The following is a 20,805-nucleotide window of genomic DNA, read 5'->3' as shown; positions in this document are numbered from 1 at the left end:
TGACTTTTTTAAGTATAAGAAGAATAACCACACAGTTTTCTTCTAAGTTAACTAACCATACCGCTTATGTTATTGTTAATATATAAGTCGTTTATTAATTGATTGTTTCACAAAACGTCGTAATCAGGTTTAGATGGTCAATTCAGGGGTGAAAATATGGTGGATGTGAATGAATTATTTCTATTTGTCTTAGTGGTTGAAGCCGGATCTTTTAATAAGGCGGCAAGCATCGCCGGTATATCGACACCCGCATTAAGTAAAAAAATATCTAAGTTAGAAAAAGAGCTGTCGGTGCAGCTTTTGTATCGTACCACACGTAAGCTGAGCTTAAGTGAAGCGGGAGAAACGCTTTATAAACATGCAAAAAACATTAATCAACAAGTAAATGAAGCGATAGGTGCGGTAAGCAATTTTAGTGACAAAATTTCAGGAGAAATCAAGCTTAGTGTCCCAACTATCTCCGGTGAATTATTATTAGCCGAAATAGTGGCTGAATTTTGTCAGCAGCACCCAGATATCAGTGTGAATATACGCCTTGAAAATGAATTTGCAGACTTGGTCACAGAAGGCTTAGATCTTGCTATTCGAACAGGAAACTTGGAAAACTCTACCTTAATTGCGAAACCACTCATTGTTTCCCATTGGATAGTGTGTTGTTCACCCGACTATATTGAGCAACACGGTATGCCAAAAAAAATTGACGCCTTATTAACCCACAACTGCCTCGCTTATACCGGCCAAGCAAAAGGTTCACATGATTGGCGATTTGAGCAAAATGGACAAGAGCAAAGTATTCGTATTTCAGGTAACTTTGCCACAAATAATGCCCAAGCACTGAGAAAAGCAGCGCTTGCAGGATACGGCATAGCTTACGTCCCACGCTGCGGTGTGTATGAAGATTTACAAAATGGAAAATTAATTGCACTTTTGACAGATTATAAACCCCGCTCTTTAGGCGTTTATGCCGTATATTCTTACACCCGACATTTACCAACAAAAATTCGTTTATTAATAGAACATATCAAGCAAGGTTACCAAAACAAAGCAGAGTATTTTTAATCGTTATGCAAAAAGCTATTCCCTAATCGAACCACCCATAATAAATTGGTTATATTTACAACAATAAATTAGACTTAATTTATTGTTAGCTAGTCTGGTGATTGTCATGCCTAAACCTCGTTCACAGCAAATTAGTTTATTAGATACGCAGTTTTTTGTGCCCATAGTTCAGCACTAGCATGGAATGCTTTAATAAACCACGAGTCTACCTGAAATACATGAATAATGCGGCAGGAGCTAAAGTATTTATGGCACTATTTGGTTGTGCAGATAGTTGAATTTGAGCGGCAGTGACTTATCGTATGCTGATAAGGTGATGTAACTCGCTGACAACGGGAAGTGAGGCTAATTCATTACGCCAAAAGGCTTCTCTAAACTGAGTATTGGACGGATGAAGAACATGAACCGATTAACCCGCATCTAAGGGCTGAAGTGTCGCCACTACCTACACGAATTAACAGGTAGTACTATGCTGTAATATTGTGAATAAGATGGACAATATTACCACTTTTCAAGTATATATATTCTTGTCAATAGATAAACGTTTATATCACAATTCTGCGTTTAAGCATTATCACCTTACAGAAAGATAAGGTCAAAGACTGCGATCGGCATCCACCCCAATATGTTTGAGTTCAGGTAGGTAAACTGGGGGAGGTTTATTTGGATGATAAGGGAGCACGACCCCAATGACAAATAAGCTGGCGGAGCGCTCGTAGTAGTTTGAGATGGGGAAAGCCGATTACATGGCGAAGGGGCGCAGTTTAATTGATTTGCGTAAGCAAATTACCTGACCTTAATGAGGTGAAGACCTTTGATAATCAGCGAACTGCAACGTAAATTAGCAATATGGACAGCAGGAGACAAAACTCGTCGAGTTAGTCGACTGCTGCGCCTTATCAGTCATCACGAATGGTTATACCAGCGGCTCAAATAACGCTTTCCTCCAAAGGAGCTAAAACGCCTGGCGTGGATGGAATAACTAAAGTTCATTGACAGACTAATCTGTATACTTACCTAAGTGAAATCAGTGATGATTTACGCTCAGGTCATTATCAGCCGATGCCTGCCAGCAGACTTTATATTCCAAAAGCAAATGGAAAGCAACGGCAACTCCCTCGAACGGCGAAACTGCGTTTCGGTTTCTCATCGTCTACGCGCCGTCAGGGCGGAATACCAACAAATAAAGTTAAACCAAAAGCCAGAAGCGAAAGCTTACTAATAACCAATACGGCATCAACATTATCACGCAGTTTTCTGGGGTTTTTGGCTGTTGTTGCGGTGAAAGCAGTTGGTAGGAAAGGATAAAAGATAGGACACCCAAAGGTTACCAATATAAGCAATTGATTTTAAAAACCATAAAAAACCCCAAGCATTAAACAACTTGAGGCTAACAATAAATTTATGAGTGCTTTTTAGATCACCCTGTGCTGATAAATCAGCACACCACAAAGCAGTTTTTAGCTCGGGTAATACCCCGACAAACTTTGCGCTAATGTAACGCCCTGCAGTTTAAGCTGATTAATTCGTTGTAAATAGGCACTGCCTTTTAACAGATGCAGCGCCACATCAACCGCTTTACGCTGTGTGTAGTCCTCTAAATAACTGCCCTTCACCCAACTATTAAACGCACCTAAACTTGGGCCTGCCCATATTTGATAATCCATTTCACGGCCAGCTTCTCCTTCGTTCGACCAACGCGATGAAAGTCCTAAGTACCAGCGGAAAATCAGTGCCATTTTACGTTTAGGGTTAGTTTGCGCGCGCTCGAGCATGGCGGGATCGCGCTCGTGGAAAAAAGCGATAGTATCTGCCCACACTGCATCTAAGTTTTTGCGAAAAATCTGTTTTTCAATTTTCTCACGCTCAAGGGTTGGAATCGCTTCGATTGACGGATAAGCCATATACAAGTCATAGAGTTTATTGGCGCGCATGGCAAACATCGAGCCACGTTTAACCACTTGTAATTTAACCCCCATTTCAAACATATCTGCGGCGGGCGCCATGGTCACATCGGCCATCTCAACATCGGCTAATAATTTGCGCGTATGCTCCGAGGCGCCAGCTTCAATACAGGCCTGATTAACACTGCCGACAACAATGTAGGCAGCCCCCATATTAAACGCCGCCAGAGTTGCCTGCGGGGTACCTATTCCCCCACCAGCGCCAATCCGCAGAGCAGGTGAAAAATTGTATTTTTCCTGAATTTCATCACGCAGAGCGATAATAGAAGGTAGCAAAGTTACAAACGGACGGTTATCCGTGTGCCCGCCGGAATCAGCTTCGGCGGTGATGTCGTCGGCCATCGGCACACGCTCTGAAAGCGCTGCCTGCAGAGGTGTAATTTTGCCCTGTACAAGTAATTTATCAACCAACTTTTTCGGTGCCGGCTCCATAAAACGCCGTCCGACTTCAGTGCGCGATACCTTGGCAATCACTTTGTTGCCGATATTAACGCTGCCATCGGCATTTTCCGATAAACCGGCTAAACGGTAGTAGACAATATGCTCAGTTAAGGCTAAATAGGCCGATGCTTCGACCACTTTAACACCGAGTTTTAGAAAACGTTCAACGGCGCCGCGCTCTAAGGCTTCTTCGCTGGGAGCATGAATCAGGTTGACCGCAAAGGGGCCGTTTGGTAAGGCCGTTTGAATAGCTTTGATTGCCTTTTCAAGCGCGTCGGGCACTAAACCCGCCGCACCAAAGGAGCATAAAAATCCTGCTTTGCCGAGGGCCTTGACTAATTCTACGGAAGAGATACCATTGGCCATCGCCCCGCCGTGATAGGCATATTTTAGACCGTAGCTCTTCTTAAAGGCCGGATCGCCGAGATCTTCCGGATTAAGCGCCTGTGCAAAGGCGAGTACTGCCTCACTGCCATCGGCGTCAATCTGCTGACTTACCCCTAAACTTTCAGCCTGTTGTACAAGGTAGACGGGTTTGTGCAAATCCATTAAGCAATCTTTAATAGCCTGCGGATCACTGTTTATGGTTGCCGGACTGACTTTCCATACCCAGTTAATTTGATTGTCTGTATTAAAACCTAAAGCTGACATATTTGTACCTTAAACGAAGCAGGATTGACCTGCGTTTGGTGCTTGTAATTTAACGTCATATAAAACGTTTTAAGATTCCAGCAAACAGTCTGCTGAGGATTACGCTTCAACAATGCTTAATACGATATTCTTCACTTCATAAATCCGCAGACCATCTTTGGACAAATTAGCATCCCCGACTAAACGCACTTCATGCTCATTGCGAATGACCTTAGTGAGATGCACATCCAGGCTCATCTGTTTATTAAGCGGGGTAATTTGTCCGCGGTATTTCCAGATAACTTGTGTGCTTGGGGTGATAAAACGGGGATTGTTAAACCCTGCTCCTAAATCATTTTTTAATGCATAAGCCTGCAGCAGTTCGATAATAGCTTCGACACCCAAGGAGCCGGGCATGACCGGATCCTGATGAAAGTGGTAACGGAAGAACCAGTCACTTTCATCAATAGTACGTTCGCCATAAATATAAGCTAAGTCGGCTTTTCCGCCCCCTTCGACAATCGACACACTGTCCACAAAGTTCATGTCTCCGCCCGCCAAACGGTAATAGGGTTTACCCGCCGGTGCGCTGAATAACGGCGATTTTTTATCGGTCAGATCAAAACGTTCAATGCGTTCCGGGGCGGTTTTATGATCCACAAACCAGGCTTGAGTGATCTTACCGTTATCGATACCCAGCTGGTTGGTCAAAGATTCGCCGCTGAAGTAGCCAAATACGGCGTTGCCTGTATAGAAGACTTGATCATCGACCAGCAGTTCAAAAGTGAAACTTTGAATAATGGCACCACCGGCTGTGCTGGTGCTCAGTAAGACCGATTTATTAACAATGGTTTTACCGCGCAAATCGATTTGTTTTAGGAGCGTGCCATTACCGTCAAGGTTACGGAAGAAAAGCTCTTTGCCCGGATATTTAAGCGTGGTGCCCATATAACCCGAGAGAAACCCGTTTGGCTGTAGAGCGATTTCCATCAGCAATGCATAGGGCATCCAGTTTGGGTGGCTGTTTTTGGTAAAATACCAGGCATCTGCAGGCACATAATATTGCGCAATGCAGCTGGCGGGATTTTTAAGATCCAAGCGTTTGCCTTTAACCTCGACCACTTGCGTGACAACTTGTAAATCACCACAAGGGGTGCGCGGCGGAATACGTCCCCGATAGACATCAAAATCAGGGCCAAAACATTTGCTGATATCACCTGTTGCAAATTCAAACAAATGCCAGGGGGTAAAGGGGATTTGATCCGGGACACGATTTTGTCCGTGAACCATAGGCGCCGCAAAGTGTTTAATCGGTATCACCCCTTTTTCGCGGTAAGCCGTAAAATCTGATTCAACACGCATCAACGGACGCTCGGGATGTTTAAAGGGGTTTATACCGCGCTCGTCCGCAAGTTCACTGCTTATTTTTTGAACGGCCGCGGCGTCTATTTCCGCTAAATGTTTTTCTAAACGGCTAAGCGCCAAATCAACAGAAATACTGACGGAATCGCGCGTCGCTCTGATAGCCGAAGGACTTAAGGGCGCACCGGGAATTTGAATAACATTTTTCGGCAGGGTCACGGGACAGGGGGAGTTGTTATCCTGCTCTTTTATTTCAACAGACAAGTTTTTAAAATCAACCACTACTTTGCCATCAAGAATAATATCTATATTCGCTTTAATAAACGGACGCGGGAACATCCCCATTGCGGTGACTTCCATTCGGTAAGTCAGGGTATTTGACTGCGGTAATACCTGACCACGACAGCGCACGGTCTGCGCCTCACCCGGCATGGGTTGGAAGCGGGCATTATTAACATTGCTGTTCATACCCAGCCAAAGCATCAGGAACATCGCCATCTGTCCGCAACCTTCAGACATTAAGGAGCCCGCCATCACCTGATCACCTTTAAAATGACAGGGGAAATACCAGTGATCGGGTTCGAGATCTTTCTGCCCTTCAAGTAATCCTAATCCCCAGTGTCCTCCCTGCGGATCAATTTTAGTGATTCGCTCGATCATCAGGAATTTTTTTGATGAGAATTTTAACGACGGATTACGGCCATGCTGATCATATTCAGGGCCAAAACAACCGCTGATATCACCGTCAACCAGTTTAAGCATCTCCTCATAACCATATCGGCTGCGCTGATTGACAATTAACGGCTGGAAATAAGATTTTTCAGCTTTTGTAAACTGCGCTTTATCCTGATCGTTGTGAATCACGCCTTTACCGTCGGCTAACTCCTCATCGGTAAAGAAACCGGCGCAACCGTTACACATAATTAATACTTTTTTATCCCCAACAAAACAGTCGTAATGAAAGAAAAACAATAACTGCTCGCCATTTTTAGCATAAGAATCGATATAAATTTCATAACGTAATGTTTCACCACCAAAGGCCATCTCCTCTAAAAAAGTTAATTCACAGTCGAGCAAACGGTAAACACGTTCCCCTTTATTTTGGAAATCAATGCCGATATAAGAAATCAGCATTAAATCACACTGACCCGATTCAACGGACACCGACCATGGAATCTGGCCATCGATTAAAAAAGGCGCATCGGTTGGAATATCATATTCCGTTGCCATATAGGATTTTTTATATTCATTAATGCCAGCCTTTAAATCAGTTACCCGCGTGACCAGCAGATAATCCGTCATTGGCAGACGCACACGACGCGCGTAGCTATCGATAACAGCATAATCACTGCCGAAGACGTTAGCGATATTACCTTCAGCAAACTCCACCAGCGCGGCACTGTCATAAATAATCTTTTGCGGTTGGTTATAACGCTCGATCAACAGCAGTGGCGGATAGGCATAACCGGCTGCGCCCTTGATTTGCAGACCGGCAGACGAGGTGCTTGGGGACTCCACCGCTTTGATTCGTGGCGCTGCTGTCTCTTTCATTGAATCAAATGAAGCCGAAGGTGTTTTTTCTGCCGTTTGATCAGGTTCAGTAAAAACAGGGTTGGCGGAGGTTAACTGCACCTGCAGTTTGATTAATTGGCCTATCTGCTGCTCAGCTGCGTGCCGTGAACGAATAAATGCCAAATGCGTTTTTGTCTGCTGAAAAATATCTTTACTGGTTTTACTGGCCACGTTTACCCCGGCGCGACTTATCGACGTCGCTGTTTGAATGGTTGCTGGTTTGTCTGCTACTGCTAAATTTTCAAGCGCGCTGTCAAGCGAGCTGCTTTGAGCTGTGCGTGTACGATTTATTTGTAAAGCCTCAAGTCTGACCGGATCACTAACAGGCGGTAAACTTTTACCCGCGAGCTGTTTTTTGATATCTGAAAATACCGGATTATCACCCTGTTTCAAAATAGCCTGCTGAATATCATCCCCCCCAAGCGTAATTGTTTTGACTAAGGAAGGAGTTTTGACTCGTCCTAAACTGTTTTTTGGCGCAGATTGACGGGCAGAATCCGTTGCCGATAGGATAAGATGCGCACAGCAAAAATCTTTGCCTAAACCATTAATAGCCGTATTAACGCCTGCTTTTTGTTTATCGAGCAGTAAAGCCGTTTTAATAATACTTGCCATGCCGGATGCATTAAATAAGTGCCCTACCTGACGTTTAACACTGTCGATTTTGATCGAAGGGTAAAGTTTATTAAATGCACTTTTTTCCGCCTGGTTATCAAGGCTGAAACCGCTGGCAAAGGCTTCCACATGGTTTATTTGCGCACAGCTTAAGTTTGCTATTTGGCAGACTTTTAGTGCCGCTTTTTCAATGGCCTGCGCATCACTGCCCGCTGCAAAACTTAATCCGTCAACGGTTGCATAAACCGAATTTGAATTGGCCTTTGAATTCGGTTTGACTACAAATGCGCCCGCACCCTCGCCGACTAACCACTGTTGTGAACTTAGTAGGTTGGGTCTGTTTGTTGCATTTTCAGAAACTGGACCATAACGTTGCCGTAAACTGATATTTTCCAGTGAGCCCGCTAAATCAACGCTGGCAATCAGCACCGCTTCAACCTCGGAGGTTTGAAAGAGGTTTTCAGCCAGTTCCAGACAGCGGTAAACAGAATTTTCTTCACTGGAAACCGTAAAGGCCGGTCCGGAGAAATCCCATAACGCGGCAATCCGCGATGCCATAATATTACCGATAAAACTGGTATATTGATTTAACTGCGCCGCCGAGGCGATCCCTTCTTTAGCGATGCCGGTGAGGGTCAACCGCTGATCGACTGATAATTCAATGCCCTGCTCTTTTAAGCTTTGCTCAATTTGGGTGCTTAAATTAACCCGGCCGCGATACTGATGAAGATCGAGTTCAACCCCCATAGCAACCAGAACAGCGACGTTACTACCCGGGGTTAACTGCGCATCTTTCGCTGCATTATCGGCCACTTTCATCATTAATAACTGTTGTGGAATAAGGCAGTCCTGTTTATTGGGCGGCACTTTAAAACGCAGAAAATCAATATCAAAGTTTTCTATGTATCCACCCTTGGGGGCTTTATTCAATAATAAAGTCTGTTTAATGCTTGGGTGTTGTTCCATCCCTTTCCAACGCTTGGGTGGCAGTTCCCGAAAAGTTGTCTGCCCGGTGGTTAATAAAGTGTCAAATTCCGCCAGACAGGTGGCGCTGCCAAAGTGACAATCCATACCGACAATCGCTAACGGCTCGCGAGGTTTAACCGCGGCACTGCTCGGCGCATAGGCCGTATTACCAGGCTGGAAGACCAGATGGGCATTACTGCCGCCAAAACCGAAAACACTGACACCTGCGCTGCGGGTTTTATCTTTGGTATCGGGCCAATTAACCATATCAACAGGCATCTGCGCAGCACCAAAGTAGCCGTTTTTAGAGCTCATGGGATTTTTCAAACTGATAGTAGCGGGGATTTTACCTTCATTTAAAGCCCAGATAGCTTTGGTCATGCCCGGCATGCCCGCCGCCGTTAATAAGTGCCCAAGGTTTGATTTAGCCGACCCCAATAAGGGTTTATTGTGGTATTGGCTAAAGAAGGTTTCCATGGAGCTTAATTCTACTTTATCGCCCTTCGGGGTGCCCGTGGCGTGGCATTCGATATAATCCACGTCGGCGGGATTAACTTTGGCATTCTGATAAGCGCGCTGATAGGCAAGAATCTGCCCTTTACTGTTAGGGCTTAATACAAACTCACCTTTACCGTCATTAGACAGTGCGCCACCCTTAATAATCGCGTGAATTTTATCACCATCCCGTAGAGCATCAGCGTGACGTTTTAAGACCATCATGCCGGCACCTTCAGCGGCGAATAAACCCTGAGAGTTTTTATCCAGAGGTGCGTGGTTATTATCCTCGGGAAAGGCCTGAAAAATCGAAAAACCCATATTAACAAAGAGCGGATCCGCGCCTGACACCGCGCCCGCAAGCATCATATCGGCTTTACCCGTATGCAAATAATCACAGGCTAATTTTACACTATAACAGGAGGATGCGCAGGCGGCATCCAAGGACAATACGCTGCCGCCAAGCCCCGCTGCTTGAGACAATAATGCCGAAGGGAAACCTGCAATCAGGGCATTATCGGGGTTAACTGTCTGCCCCGCGCTAAAATTGCTTAACTGAAAACTGCTGGAAGTTAACTGTTTTAAGGCAACTTCAACCACATGCCCATAAAGGGGCAAAAAAAGATGGTTGGATGTTTTGGTTGGAAAAGATAAATTACCTAAAATCAACCCGCAATCCTGTAATTTTTCACTGCCCCAATAACCCGCATCGATTAACGCCTGGTAGGTGACATATAAACCCCATTGATGAAGACTGTCTAACTGATTAAGGTAGGTTTCATTCAACCCTTTGGAGATAAACGGGCCGGAATCAAATTCAAAGTCCCGGATATAACCGCCATACATACAGTAAAATTTGTCCATATCCCCTTTTCTGCCGTAATATTTTTGCGGCTCAACGCCCAGCTCCCGCTTGGTTATCTGACTGCGATTATCCTGTTTTTTTAATAACTGCTGCCAAAAGGTCTCAGGTGTATCTGAACCGGGAAATAGATTGGCTATACCAACGACTGCAATGTCTTCCATAAATTATCTCTTTATTTAACTGCCAACACGGGTTGGATAGTTGGATGATCGAGCCGTAAAAAAGTGGCTTAAATTAATATCAACACCCGCACTAACAAGCTTTGCCGCTAAACGTGCACACGGGTTGGATAATCGAACCATAGAAAAAGCTGCTTAAATTAATATCGATACCCGCACTGACAAGCTTTGCCGCTAAACGTGCGTAACTGAGTTGATCATCGCAGCCTTTAGCATTAACCGGCACGGTTAAAAAATCAGCTGCGGTTTTGTCACTTGTTGCCGGTCTTTTTAAAATCTTATTGGTCCAGCCGGATAATGACGTTCCAGCGCCCATTTCAATAAACACCTCAGCACCCTTATCATGCAGGGTATTAATCAGCCGCGGAAAATCAACCGGCTCACAGAGACACTTGGCGATACTAAGCGCAATCGCTTTAGGGTGCTGCGGAATAGGCAGGTAACATGAGCTGGAATACATCTTTGTGTTAATCCGCTCGCTGACCGCCATAGTGTAAAGATTCTGCATCGCCTGATATTCCGTATAGGCCACTTCGCTGTGAATTGCATTACCTATATTAAGTGGCACAGCACGTACCCCTAAGCGCTTAATCACCTGTAAACAATCCTTCGGATAACCGCCAATGGTTAGACTGTCCGCAGTATTTATTAGGGTAACATAAACACGTTCGCCCTTTTCAATAGCCTTGCTTACCTCATCAAAACTCCCTCTGATACTGTAGGTTTCCCAGATTCGCTCAACAGTACCATCGCTCACATCGGGCAGATTCCACCTTTCGCGTAGCGCACGTAACTCGCCCGACAAGCGGTGATTAAAGGTATCAGAATCCGCTAAGCGCGCACTCATTAAACCAGGTTTATGCCAGCATCCTAATCCAGCATACATACTGATTTCACCCATGCTGTAACCCGCGGCAAAATCCGCTTTAATATTAAAGACCTGTGCAAATATTTGACTGAAAACACAGGCAAAACCGACACCACATTCAGCGATATCAGCCAGCCTACTGCGCAGGCTAAGATTCAACTGTTTCAGTTCACGGAAATCCAAGCGGGTCACGGAACGCGGGTAGATTAACTGCTCTTTTAAGGTGCTGCCGATATTATCGGCTAAGCTCACAACATTTGAATAGATTTCAGGAAACAGGTGAAACAGATCCTGCCCTAAGCCGACATAGGTTGCCCCTATTCCAGGATATAAAAAGGCGATATTGTGTTTGGTCAACAGCGGAGTTGCACTAAAATAACTGCCTTTAGGGGTTTTCCAATGGGTATTATTTGTAAAAGCATGCTTAATACCGGTTAATGCCAGGGTTATCTCTTTTATTAACTGCTCGGGCGACTCGGCTAACAGCACCATTTTAAAGGCTTTATTCTGACTCTCAGAAAATCCCTTAAAATATTGTTTGGCTAAGGCTTTAAAGTTGCCGCCCGAGATATCGGCCGACAAGCGCTGTAACTGCACTGTCAGCCCGACTTGATTGTTCTCCGCCAGCACAAATAAGGTCAAGTCTGCACAGGCATTAAAACCATTGCTGTGCACTAATTTGTCATTATTTTCCTGCAAAATAATATGCGCATAATGATCTTGTGATAAACAGCTGTAAGCGACATAACGGGGACTGCCATTGGCATTAGGAAAGGCCGGGGTCGCCTTATTAAAAAAATAAAAAGGCGATTCAGACCAGGCCTGAAGTTTTTCGAATGAGGGCTTAGCCCAGTCTTTAATCCCCGCACGATAACGCTGCTGCAGCACAAAAACACTGTTTAATAACCCCAGCAACTGCGATAAGGCGCCGTTGTCCCCCAGCACACTTTTGCTGCAGCTAATGGCAGTATTTAATTTTTGACCGTGGCTGTAAGCATACAATAATGCATTGGTCTCTAAGATGCAGAGCGCAGGCGCTTTAAGTGCCGACACTTCAACACTATCAATCATCTCAGCACTTATCTTTGCGGCGCGCAGAGAGCGCTCGATGGTCGCGCGCATTTTACCTGCGGTATCAGCACCACTAGCAAACATTTGCTCTGCAGTATTAGCACTGCAGGCCGCGCTGTGCAGCGTTGCATAGCTGTAACAGCCGTTAGCGGCCGCAAAATCAGCAGCCGATAATAATACACTGACCACCCCGTTATGCTGCGCGTAACCACTAAAATCATCACTAAAACTGATACTGGCTTGATCCTGTTTTATATTTGAATCAGCATTCAGGTTCGCGGCAATAATTAAGACTGCGACATTAAATTCAGCAATCAGCTTTTCACCGCGGGTAAGGGCCACACCAAGGTTATTAACGATGCTGCAGCTAAAGTACTCCTGCAAAGTCACTGCAATGCTCTCACTTGGATCGCTCAGAATAATAACCGCCACCTGTTGTGCGCTAAGTTTATTAGCTGCGACAACACGGGCGGCTGAATCTCTGCACAAAGTTGGATAATCACTTTGTTCTAAAAGCGGATCAAGATCTTGACCATCAACCCAATACAGATCCGCTTTATGCAGTTCACCTTTGTACCGTTCACCTTTGTATAAAGCTGACTCAACATAATCGATATTAGGCAATCCTTCAAACTGCGCATCTATTCCGATAATAGCAAGCCTGGCATTAAGGGTATCAAGCCCTCTGTTATCAGCCATCAACTTCAACGGCCAGTTTAAACAATTTGTTTAAACTGGCACTGCAGGTGACTTCAGCGCCCGATATCTCTGCCAGAATCTGTTTATCTCGATCAATCAGAATAATATCGGCAACGACTTTATTTGCCTGCTGCTCACGCACCGAGAGCTTTAAATAAAAGGCTTGATTAACCTTAACTTCACCATAGACAATCCAGGATAATGTACTGCCGGGTAAACTGCCCAAACCTAACTGTTTACGCGCCCAAATTAATAACGCCTGGTAGACTAAATCATTGGCGAAAATATTGTTTTCCTGCAGATCAAATTCACCCTGTTTGCTTTTTACTGATTCAGGAATTAAGCAACTTAACAATAAACCCTTAGCATCGCATTCCAGCAGGGATTGTATCCCCTGCAAACTGCTCCCGTGAAATAAGGTGCCATCCTGATAAAGTGCATCGGCATTTTCTTGTTTACTTAAGACTAAATCAGGCAGTTCAGAACTGTACAGCGGCGCGGCTTGATTTTCTTTGCTCATTAATAAGGTAGCCGCATAATGAAAATTCAGACTGCCATCGGATTTTTCACCGGATATTTTAACCTCAATGGCTAAACCACCCGGTTTTTTTTCCACAGTATTAAGATCAATAAAATAATCGCTGGCCTGTTTACCATCAAAGACAATTCCTTTAAAAAGTTGATAATTTTTAAGCCCCTGGTAGACAAAATCTGGATAGCTAACAGCTGCGGCTTCGACCATCCAGGCAATGGCACAGACAGTTGGCAGTACCTGATTTTCACCTATCTTATGATCAGCCAAAAAAGGATTGTTAGCCGCTAAAAATCTTTTTGCTAAGCGACTAACTAATGGCTTTTTTACGCTTGTATCCTCTAATACTTTCCCCTCTAATATATCGTCCTTTAAAACATGGTCCTCTAAAACTTTCTCATCTAAAACATCATCTTCTGGTAATTGCCCGCCCATATCGTTGCCCACCAAAATTTGCGGACAACGATTACTATCGGCAGCCAGTTCATTAAGTAATAACTCAGCCCCGGCTGCTAAAGGAATAATATAAACCCCAAGATCCTTAAACATTTTTTTCAGTTCAGGTGTCACCATGCCTCCATCCCAGGGCCCCCAGTTAAAACTCAGTACCTGGGCTGCCGGGTGCAGGGCTTTAAAACGATAAGCCGTTTTGTTTAAAATATCGTTGGCAATGGCATAATCAGACTGCCCGGGATTACCATAAAAACCGGCCGCCGATGAGAATAAAACAAGTTGCTTAAGTTTGTCCTGCTGGCAACAAGCTAACAAGGATAACAAGCCCTCTATCTTAGTGTTATAAACTGCCTCAAATTCCACGACTGTTTTTTGCTCGATAAAGTTATCGGCCAACACACCCGCACCATGAATAATCCCGCTAACCTCTCCCCAGAGAGAGGTGATCGGTGTTAGCGCATTCAACACCGCATTTGAATCGGTGACATCCGCGCAAATATATTCGCCAATACCACCGGCATCATCTATTAACGCCAAGGTTTGTTTGATTTCACGATTGCTGAGTATTGAGCCAACCAATGCTGAAATGGAGGCGGGCGTGGGTTTTTTACCCTTGGCCTGCAATGCCTGCATAGCCGCTTTTTTAAGCGCAGCTTGATCATTGATTCCGATTGCCCAGCGGGGTTGATCACTTTTGTAATCAGAACGCCCCAAAAGAATAAACTTAGATTTATACTCCTTTGCTAAACGGATAACACACTCAGCGGTCACCCCTCGGCCGCCGCCACTGACTAAAAACACTGAATCTTGATCTATACTGCTGCCGGATTGCAGAGTGTAACTGTCTGTTTTTTCAGCCACTAGCGTTAAACGGCCATTATGGTTAAAACCCACTTCTACGGGTTTAACATTTTTATCATTTAACTCATCCACAATAATATTAGCAACTTTATCGGCAGACAATTGACTGGCCAGATCAACGGCACGACAAAATACCCCAGGCCATTCATGAGAAATAGTTTTAACCAGCCCGGTAAGTCCCGTCTGCACAAGGTCAGATTCAAGTTCATTATCTTCCACCCCAAAAGCCCCACCCTGGCGGGTTAATACAACAAATGATGCTCGGGTTTTAATATTGTTTTGCGGTGCTGCCAAATCTGACAGTTTGGCTAATAAAAATGCCAGCATTAACCCCTGTTTGCTTGCCTGCGGATATTCAATAGCAGTGATAGTGGTTTTAGGATGCAGATAAACAACACTTGTCCAAACAGATTGGGTGTCTAAAATCGTGTTTATTTCCTGCTCATTAAGCGCATTTAATTCAAAAACATTAACCTTCTTAGAAAATGTTTTATCGCTATCGGAGTTTACCCAGCTTGGTTTGATAACAGTCACAGACCAACCCAGCTTGCTTAATTTATCGGCCAAACGGACTGCACAACCTTGACCGTCATCCACTAATAAAAGATTTTCACCGTTGACATCCATGGCGATTTTTTCAATCACATTAAGGTGCTTTATCACTACAGTTGCACTTGGCGCGGGTTCGAAACTTGCCACCGGTTCAACTGAATCAACCGGCTCAGCAGACTTTATGACGTCAGCCTGGCTCGTGCCCGTGAGATTGACCATATAATCAACAATGTTGCCCAAAGTGCGCAGCTCAGCGAGTGCTTCTGGATTTAATTCCGGCAGCGAGCTTATCTCATCCTGCACCGCGCCTAGAATTTCCACCCGTTTAATCGAATCTATGCCTAAATCCGCTTCCATGTCCATGCCAAGTTCGAGCATCTCAACGGGATAACCGGTTTTATCGGCAACCACGTCAAGCATAACTGTTTCAATCAGGGTTAAATCAACAGGCGCTGACCCCAGCACCGGAACAATAGGCACGGCATTATTCAGAGGCGCTGCCTGCGACTGCATATAAGTCACAATTTCACCTAAGGTGCGCAGCTCGGCTAAGGCTTCCGGATTTAATTCCGGCAAGTCGCTAACTTTATCCTGCACCGCACCTAAAATTTCCACCCGCTTAATCGAATCTATGCCTAAATCCGCTTCCATATCCATGCCAAGTTCGAGCATTTCAACGGGATAACCGGTTTTATCTGCCACCACATCCAGCATTATATTTTTAATATCCAACAGAGCTGTTACTGACGCAGCTGGCTGGCTATCCTGTATTTTTAACTGTGTTTCCTGCTCGGTTTCATTCTCTGTTGCAACAATAGAAGCCGCCGGCGCCTGCGATTGCATATAGTCAACAATTTCACCCAAAGTGCGCAGCTCAGCGAGCGCTTCCGGGTTTAATTCTGGCAAGTCACTTATCTCATCCTGCACTGCGCCTAAAATTTCTACCCGTTTAATCGAATCTATGCCTAAATCCGCTTCCATGTCCATGCCAAGTTCGAGCATTTCAACGGGATAACCGGTTTTATCGGCAACCACTGCCAGCATAATATGGGTCAGATCAATGGGTAAGGGTGCAGATTGGCTGTTCTGTGTTTTTACCTGCTCGCTTTCATTTTCTGTTGCAACAATAGAAGCTGCCTGTGACTGCATATAGTCAACTATTTCACCCAAAGTGCGCAGCTCAGCGAGTGCTTCCGGATTTAATTCTGGCAAGTCGCTAACTTGATCCTGCACCGCACCTAAAATCTCTACCCGTTTAATCGAATCTATGCCTAAATCCGACTCCATGTCCATGCCAAGTTCGAGCATTTCAACGGGATAACCGGTTTTATCGGCAACCACTGCCAGCATAATATGCGTCAGATCAATGGGTAAGAGTGCAGATTGGCTGTTCTGTGTTTTTGCCTGCTCGCTTTCATTCTCTGTTGCAACGATAGAAGCTGCCGGCGCCTGTGCCTGCATATAGTCAACTATTTCACCCAAAGTGCGCAGCTCAGTGAGCGCTTCCGGATTTAATTCCGGCAAGTCGCTTATCTCATCCTGCACCGCGCCTAAAATTTCCACCCGCTTAATTGAATCTATGCCTAAATCCGACTCCATGTCCATGCCAAGTTCGAGCATTTCAACAGGATAACCGGTTTTATCGGCAACCACATCCAGCATCACAGTCCGAATAGCGGATAAATCAATCTCAGGGACATTATTGTCAAGTGATGCAATATTATCGAGAGGCACATTATTATTCTCACGTCCTGCAACCGGCGCCTGTGCCTGCATATAGTCAACTATTTCACCCAAAGTGCGCAGCTCAGTGAGCGCTTCCGGATTTAATTCCGGCAAGTCGCTTATCTGATCCTGCACTGCGCCTAAAATTTCTACCCGTTTAATCGAATCTATACCTAAATCCGCTTCCATGTCCATGCCAAGTTCGAGCATTTCAACGGGATAACCGGTTTTATCGGCGACTACAGCAAGCATCACATTTTGAATTTCATTTAAATCAATGGCAGCTGTTGGCACTGGAGTCGAGACGGCAGGAGTAGCAACCTTGGTTTTATTCTGTTGGACTGGCGCAGAGGTTGCAGGTTTTACCGCTTTGATGGCCGCAACACTGTTAACAGCAACGTTCTGTTGGACGGCAGCAGATAGGTCGGCAGATTCCGTCATGGGCGCAGCCGTTAACATCTGCTGCATATTCTCAGTCTGATGATTTAAATAGGCTTCGTGAACGCGTAATGTTTCAGACTGAAAGTCATGGTACATCGTTAATGTTTTGTCCAAACTCTCAGGCAATTGCGCCGCACCCGCGTGAGAGGCTAATACTGCCTGAAATGTTTTTGCGTACTCTTTCGGGCCCTGCAGATACTCTTCATGCACACTTAATAGTTGTGCTTGATGCTGCACAACCTGGCCGACACTTTGTTCAATAGAGGCAACTAACGCGGTGCTATTGTCAGGCGGCATATTGACGCTGGCCATATTGACAGCTTGATGATCAAAGGCCGTACCATCGGGATTGAGGTAGACAATTTTCTCCACAATTTTTTCAACAATCACCTCTTTCTCAACAATCACCTCTTTCTCAACGGGCAGCTGCTTTTCAATGCCCCTGCTTTGCTCAGTATTGGCTGGTTGAGTATTGATTTTTTGACCATCATTTAAAGCATCCGTAAACACTTTTTTAGTTTTTTCACTCACATAAGCAGCACCGGATAATTTCATTGCCAGAGGTGATTTTTTAGCGGGAATTGTGGGACGTTGTAACCCGTTATAGGGGTCAATATTATTCAACTGCACCCCTAACACAGCCATTTCAACGGCGGCTAAACGCAGTTGCAAATCAGCTGATTTTTTAGGATTAGCGTTGACCGCAATAGTAGTCACATCGGATTTATCCTTAAGGATATTATCAACTAAGCCTGTTAAGCCATTTTTAGGACCAAATTCAATAAAGAGTCGCCCACCAGCGGCATATAAATTATCAATTTCATCATTAAAATGAACCGGTTCTAAAATATGTTTTTTCAGGCTGGCCTTGATCACCTCAGGTTGTGTTGAATGGGCTACTGCACTGCCATTGGAAAAGACAGGAATAGAGGGCGATTTAAATTCAACACGGTCGATAACATCAGCAAAGGGCTTTTGTGCGTGTCCTACCAATGCTGTATGAAAAGCTGCAGAAACAGGCAGCTGTATCACTTTGTAGCCTTTTTCTTTAAGCTGCTCAAAAGCAACGCCTACCTCGCTGGTTGGACCTGCCACAACCACTTGATTATTAGCGTTATAATTCGCAATTGAAAGACCAGCAAGCGGTTTAATCTCCAGCGCTACCTGCGCAGGATCACCGATCACGGCGATCATAGTACCGGCATCAAAGTTTTCATCCTCGGGCGCAGCCATTGCCTGACCCCGGCTGCGGGCAAGTAGCATATAATCATGCTCAGATAACACGCCCGCGGCCCATAAAGCGGTTAATTCACCGAAACTATGACCTGCAGTAAAATCAGCTTTAAAGCCAGCCTGCAGGAAGGTTTTATATAGTCCTGCGCTAAAAGCACCAATCGCAGGTTGGGCGTGCTGGGTTAAGCGTAAGCTTTCTTCCTGTGCAGCACGTTTTTCAGCCGTAAAGGCAGGAATCGGATAAGTCACTTTAGATAACTGCGGTAAACCATTATCACTAAACTGGGTATCCATCAAAGCATGAGTGTCTAATATTGAGGGGAAGTTGCAGCTTAAATCACGCCCCATATTAACATATTGAGAACCTTGCCCTGAGAACAGCGCAACCACTTTCCCTTGTGTTTTAAGCCCGCTTTCGCGGTAATAGATGCCCGTTGGTGTAGACCATGCGGGCGCGTCATTCAGGGAAAATTCTTTTATTATCTGTTCAATTAATTGCAGTGCTTGCTGCGCATTTTTAGCCACAAAGCCGCAACGTGCGAGCTTCTGCTGCGGTGTTGATAATGGATTTTCAACCACTAAAGCATTAAATGCATAGGCCTGTAAATCATTGGTCACCGCAAGTTTAGTGCGCCAGGTGGTTAAACTTTGTTGTAGAGCTTCTTTGTCTGCCGCGCTGATAACAATCGTTTGCGGTACTTCATTTAAACGGTATTGGCCGCTTTGCTTGCTTTGGTATTCTTCAAGGACGATATGAAAATTAGTACCACCAAAACCAAAGGAACTGATCCCGGCACGACGCTTAATCGCATCGGCACGCGGCATCCAGGGCCGGGTTTCACTATTGATATACAGAGGGCTATTATCAATATCCAGGTTTTTATTCGGCTGCTCCACATTAATCGTTGCCGGCAGCACTTTATGGTAAAGCGCTAAAGACGCTTTAATTATCCCCGCAGTGCCGGCCGCGGCTTTAGTATGGCCAATTTGTGATTTAACCGATCCTAAGGCGATATGTTGTTTTTGCGCATTGTTTTCACTAAAGAGCGCACTTAAACCGGCAAACTCAGCGGCATCTCCCGCCTTTGTGCCGGTACCATGCGCTTCAATCAAACCGCAGGTTAAGGGATCAAAACCGGCATCAGCATACGCACGTTTAAGCGCTTTTACTTGCCCCGCAGGACTTGGCGCATAAATAGATTTGTAACGACCGTCGGATGAACTGCCTATGCCTTTAATAACAGAATAAATTTTATCGCCATCTCGCTCGGCATCGGCTAAACGTTTCAGTGCAATCATGCCCACACCTTCACCAATCATCATGCCGTTGGACTGGTCATCAAAGGGACGAATATTTTGTCCATCGGTAAAAGCGGGGGTTTTTGAGAATGACATATACATAAAGGGGGAGTTATCACAACAGACCCCGCCCGTGATCATCATTTCCGAACGATACTCAAGTAAATCTGAGACCGCCATTTTAATCGCCGCTAAGGAGCTTGCGCAGGCAGCATCAACCACACAGTTAGTACCACCAAAATCGAAACGGTTGGCAATACGTCCAGCAATAACATTGCCCAACATACCCGGGAATGAATTTTCTTCCCAGGGAATATAGGCTTTTTTGAATTTTTCAATGATCATATTACGATCGGCTGCATCCACACCCGATGCTTTTAATACCTTATCTAACACTGGGCCCTGCAGACGGGAGGTTAAAGGCGAGATATGTTTCTGACCTCCGCCAACCCCCAGAGTGATTCCAATTTTATCACGATCATAACTGTTTTCATCGGAGATGCCGGCATCGGCCAGTACATCGCGCGCAACCACCAAAGACATCAACTGGGTAATATCGGTCAGTTCTAACAAATTGGGCGGCAAACCAAATTCCATCGGATCAAAATCAATTTCAGGTAAAAAACCGCCGCGTTTGCAGTAGGTTTTATCCGCCGCTTTTTTATCGGCAGAATAATAATCATCAATCGCCCAACGATCTTCCGGTATATCCCGAATGCCGTTCACTGACTCAACAATGTTATCCCAAAATTGGTCAAGATTTTTGCTCTCTGCAAACACCGAAGACATACCAACAATCGCGATAGGACATTCCTGCATGCGTGAACTTAACTGCTCTTCTTCTGCCATATCGTGGTTGTTCGGGCTTTGCTCTGTAGACATTTGATTACTCCGGTTAAAAACCTGTTGCGTTAGTCATTATT

General features: G+C 45.0%; 6 protein-coding genes. 2 read left to right on the top strand and 4 right to left on the bottom strand.

What is annotated here, in order from left to right:
• The first annotated feature begins 156 nt into the window (after positions 1–156).
• Both PING_RS08850 and PING_RS21830 read left to right on the top strand, forming a co-directional pair.
• Positions 157–1,059, top strand: coding sequence for a LysR family transcriptional regulator (locus tag PING_RS08850; protein WP_011770040.1), 903 nt, complete (start codon positions 157–159; stop codon positions 1,057–1,059).
• 1,062 nt (positions 1,060–2,121) lie between these two features.
• Complete coding sequence (locus tag PING_RS21830) at positions 2,122–2,367, top strand: hypothetical protein (RefSeq protein WP_041766266.1); 246 nt, start codon at positions 2,122–2,124, stop codon at positions 2,365–2,367.
• Positions 2,368–2,519: 152 nt separating this feature from the next.
• Here PING_RS21830 and PING_RS08840 read toward each other — a convergent pair whose 3' ends face one another.
• From PING_RS08840 to PING_RS08825, 4 genes are all read right to left on the bottom strand, one after another.
• Positions 2,520–4,115, bottom strand: coding sequence for a PfaD family polyunsaturated fatty acid/polyketide biosynthesis protein (locus PING_RS08840; protein WP_011770039.1), 1,596 nt, complete (start codon positions 4,113–4,115; stop codon positions 2,520–2,522).
• A gap of 99 nt (positions 4,116–4,214) precedes the next feature.
• The gene (locus PING_RS08835) at positions 4,215–10,130 is read right to left on the bottom strand and encodes a hotdog fold thioesterase (protein ID WP_011770038.1); all 5,916 of its coding nucleotides are present in this window, start codon (positions 10,128–10,130) and stop codon (positions 4,215–4,217) included.
• 91 nt (positions 10,131–10,221) lie between these two features.
• Positions 10,222–12,786 (bottom strand): PfaB family protein, encoded by a 2,565-nt coding sequence (locus tag PING_RS08830; protein WP_011770037.1) that lies wholly within the window; start codon positions 12,784–12,786, stop codon positions 10,222–10,224.
• Positions 12,779–20,764: a type I polyketide synthase gene (locus PING_RS08825; RefSeq protein ID WP_011770036.1), complete on the bottom strand. Its 7,986-nt coding sequence runs from the start codon at positions 20,762–20,764 to the stop codon at positions 12,779–12,781. Before PING_RS08825 ends, PING_RS08830 begins: the two co-directional genes overlap by 8 nt.
• Positions 20,765–20,805 lie beyond the last annotated feature (41 nt).

This window comes from Psychromonas ingrahamii 37 (assembly GCF_000015285.1).
Taxonomy (GTDB): Bacteria; Pseudomonadota; Gammaproteobacteria; order Enterobacterales; family Psychromonadaceae; genus Psychromonas; species Psychromonas ingrahamii.
This window is presented reverse-complemented; position numbering and strand designations above follow the sequence as displayed.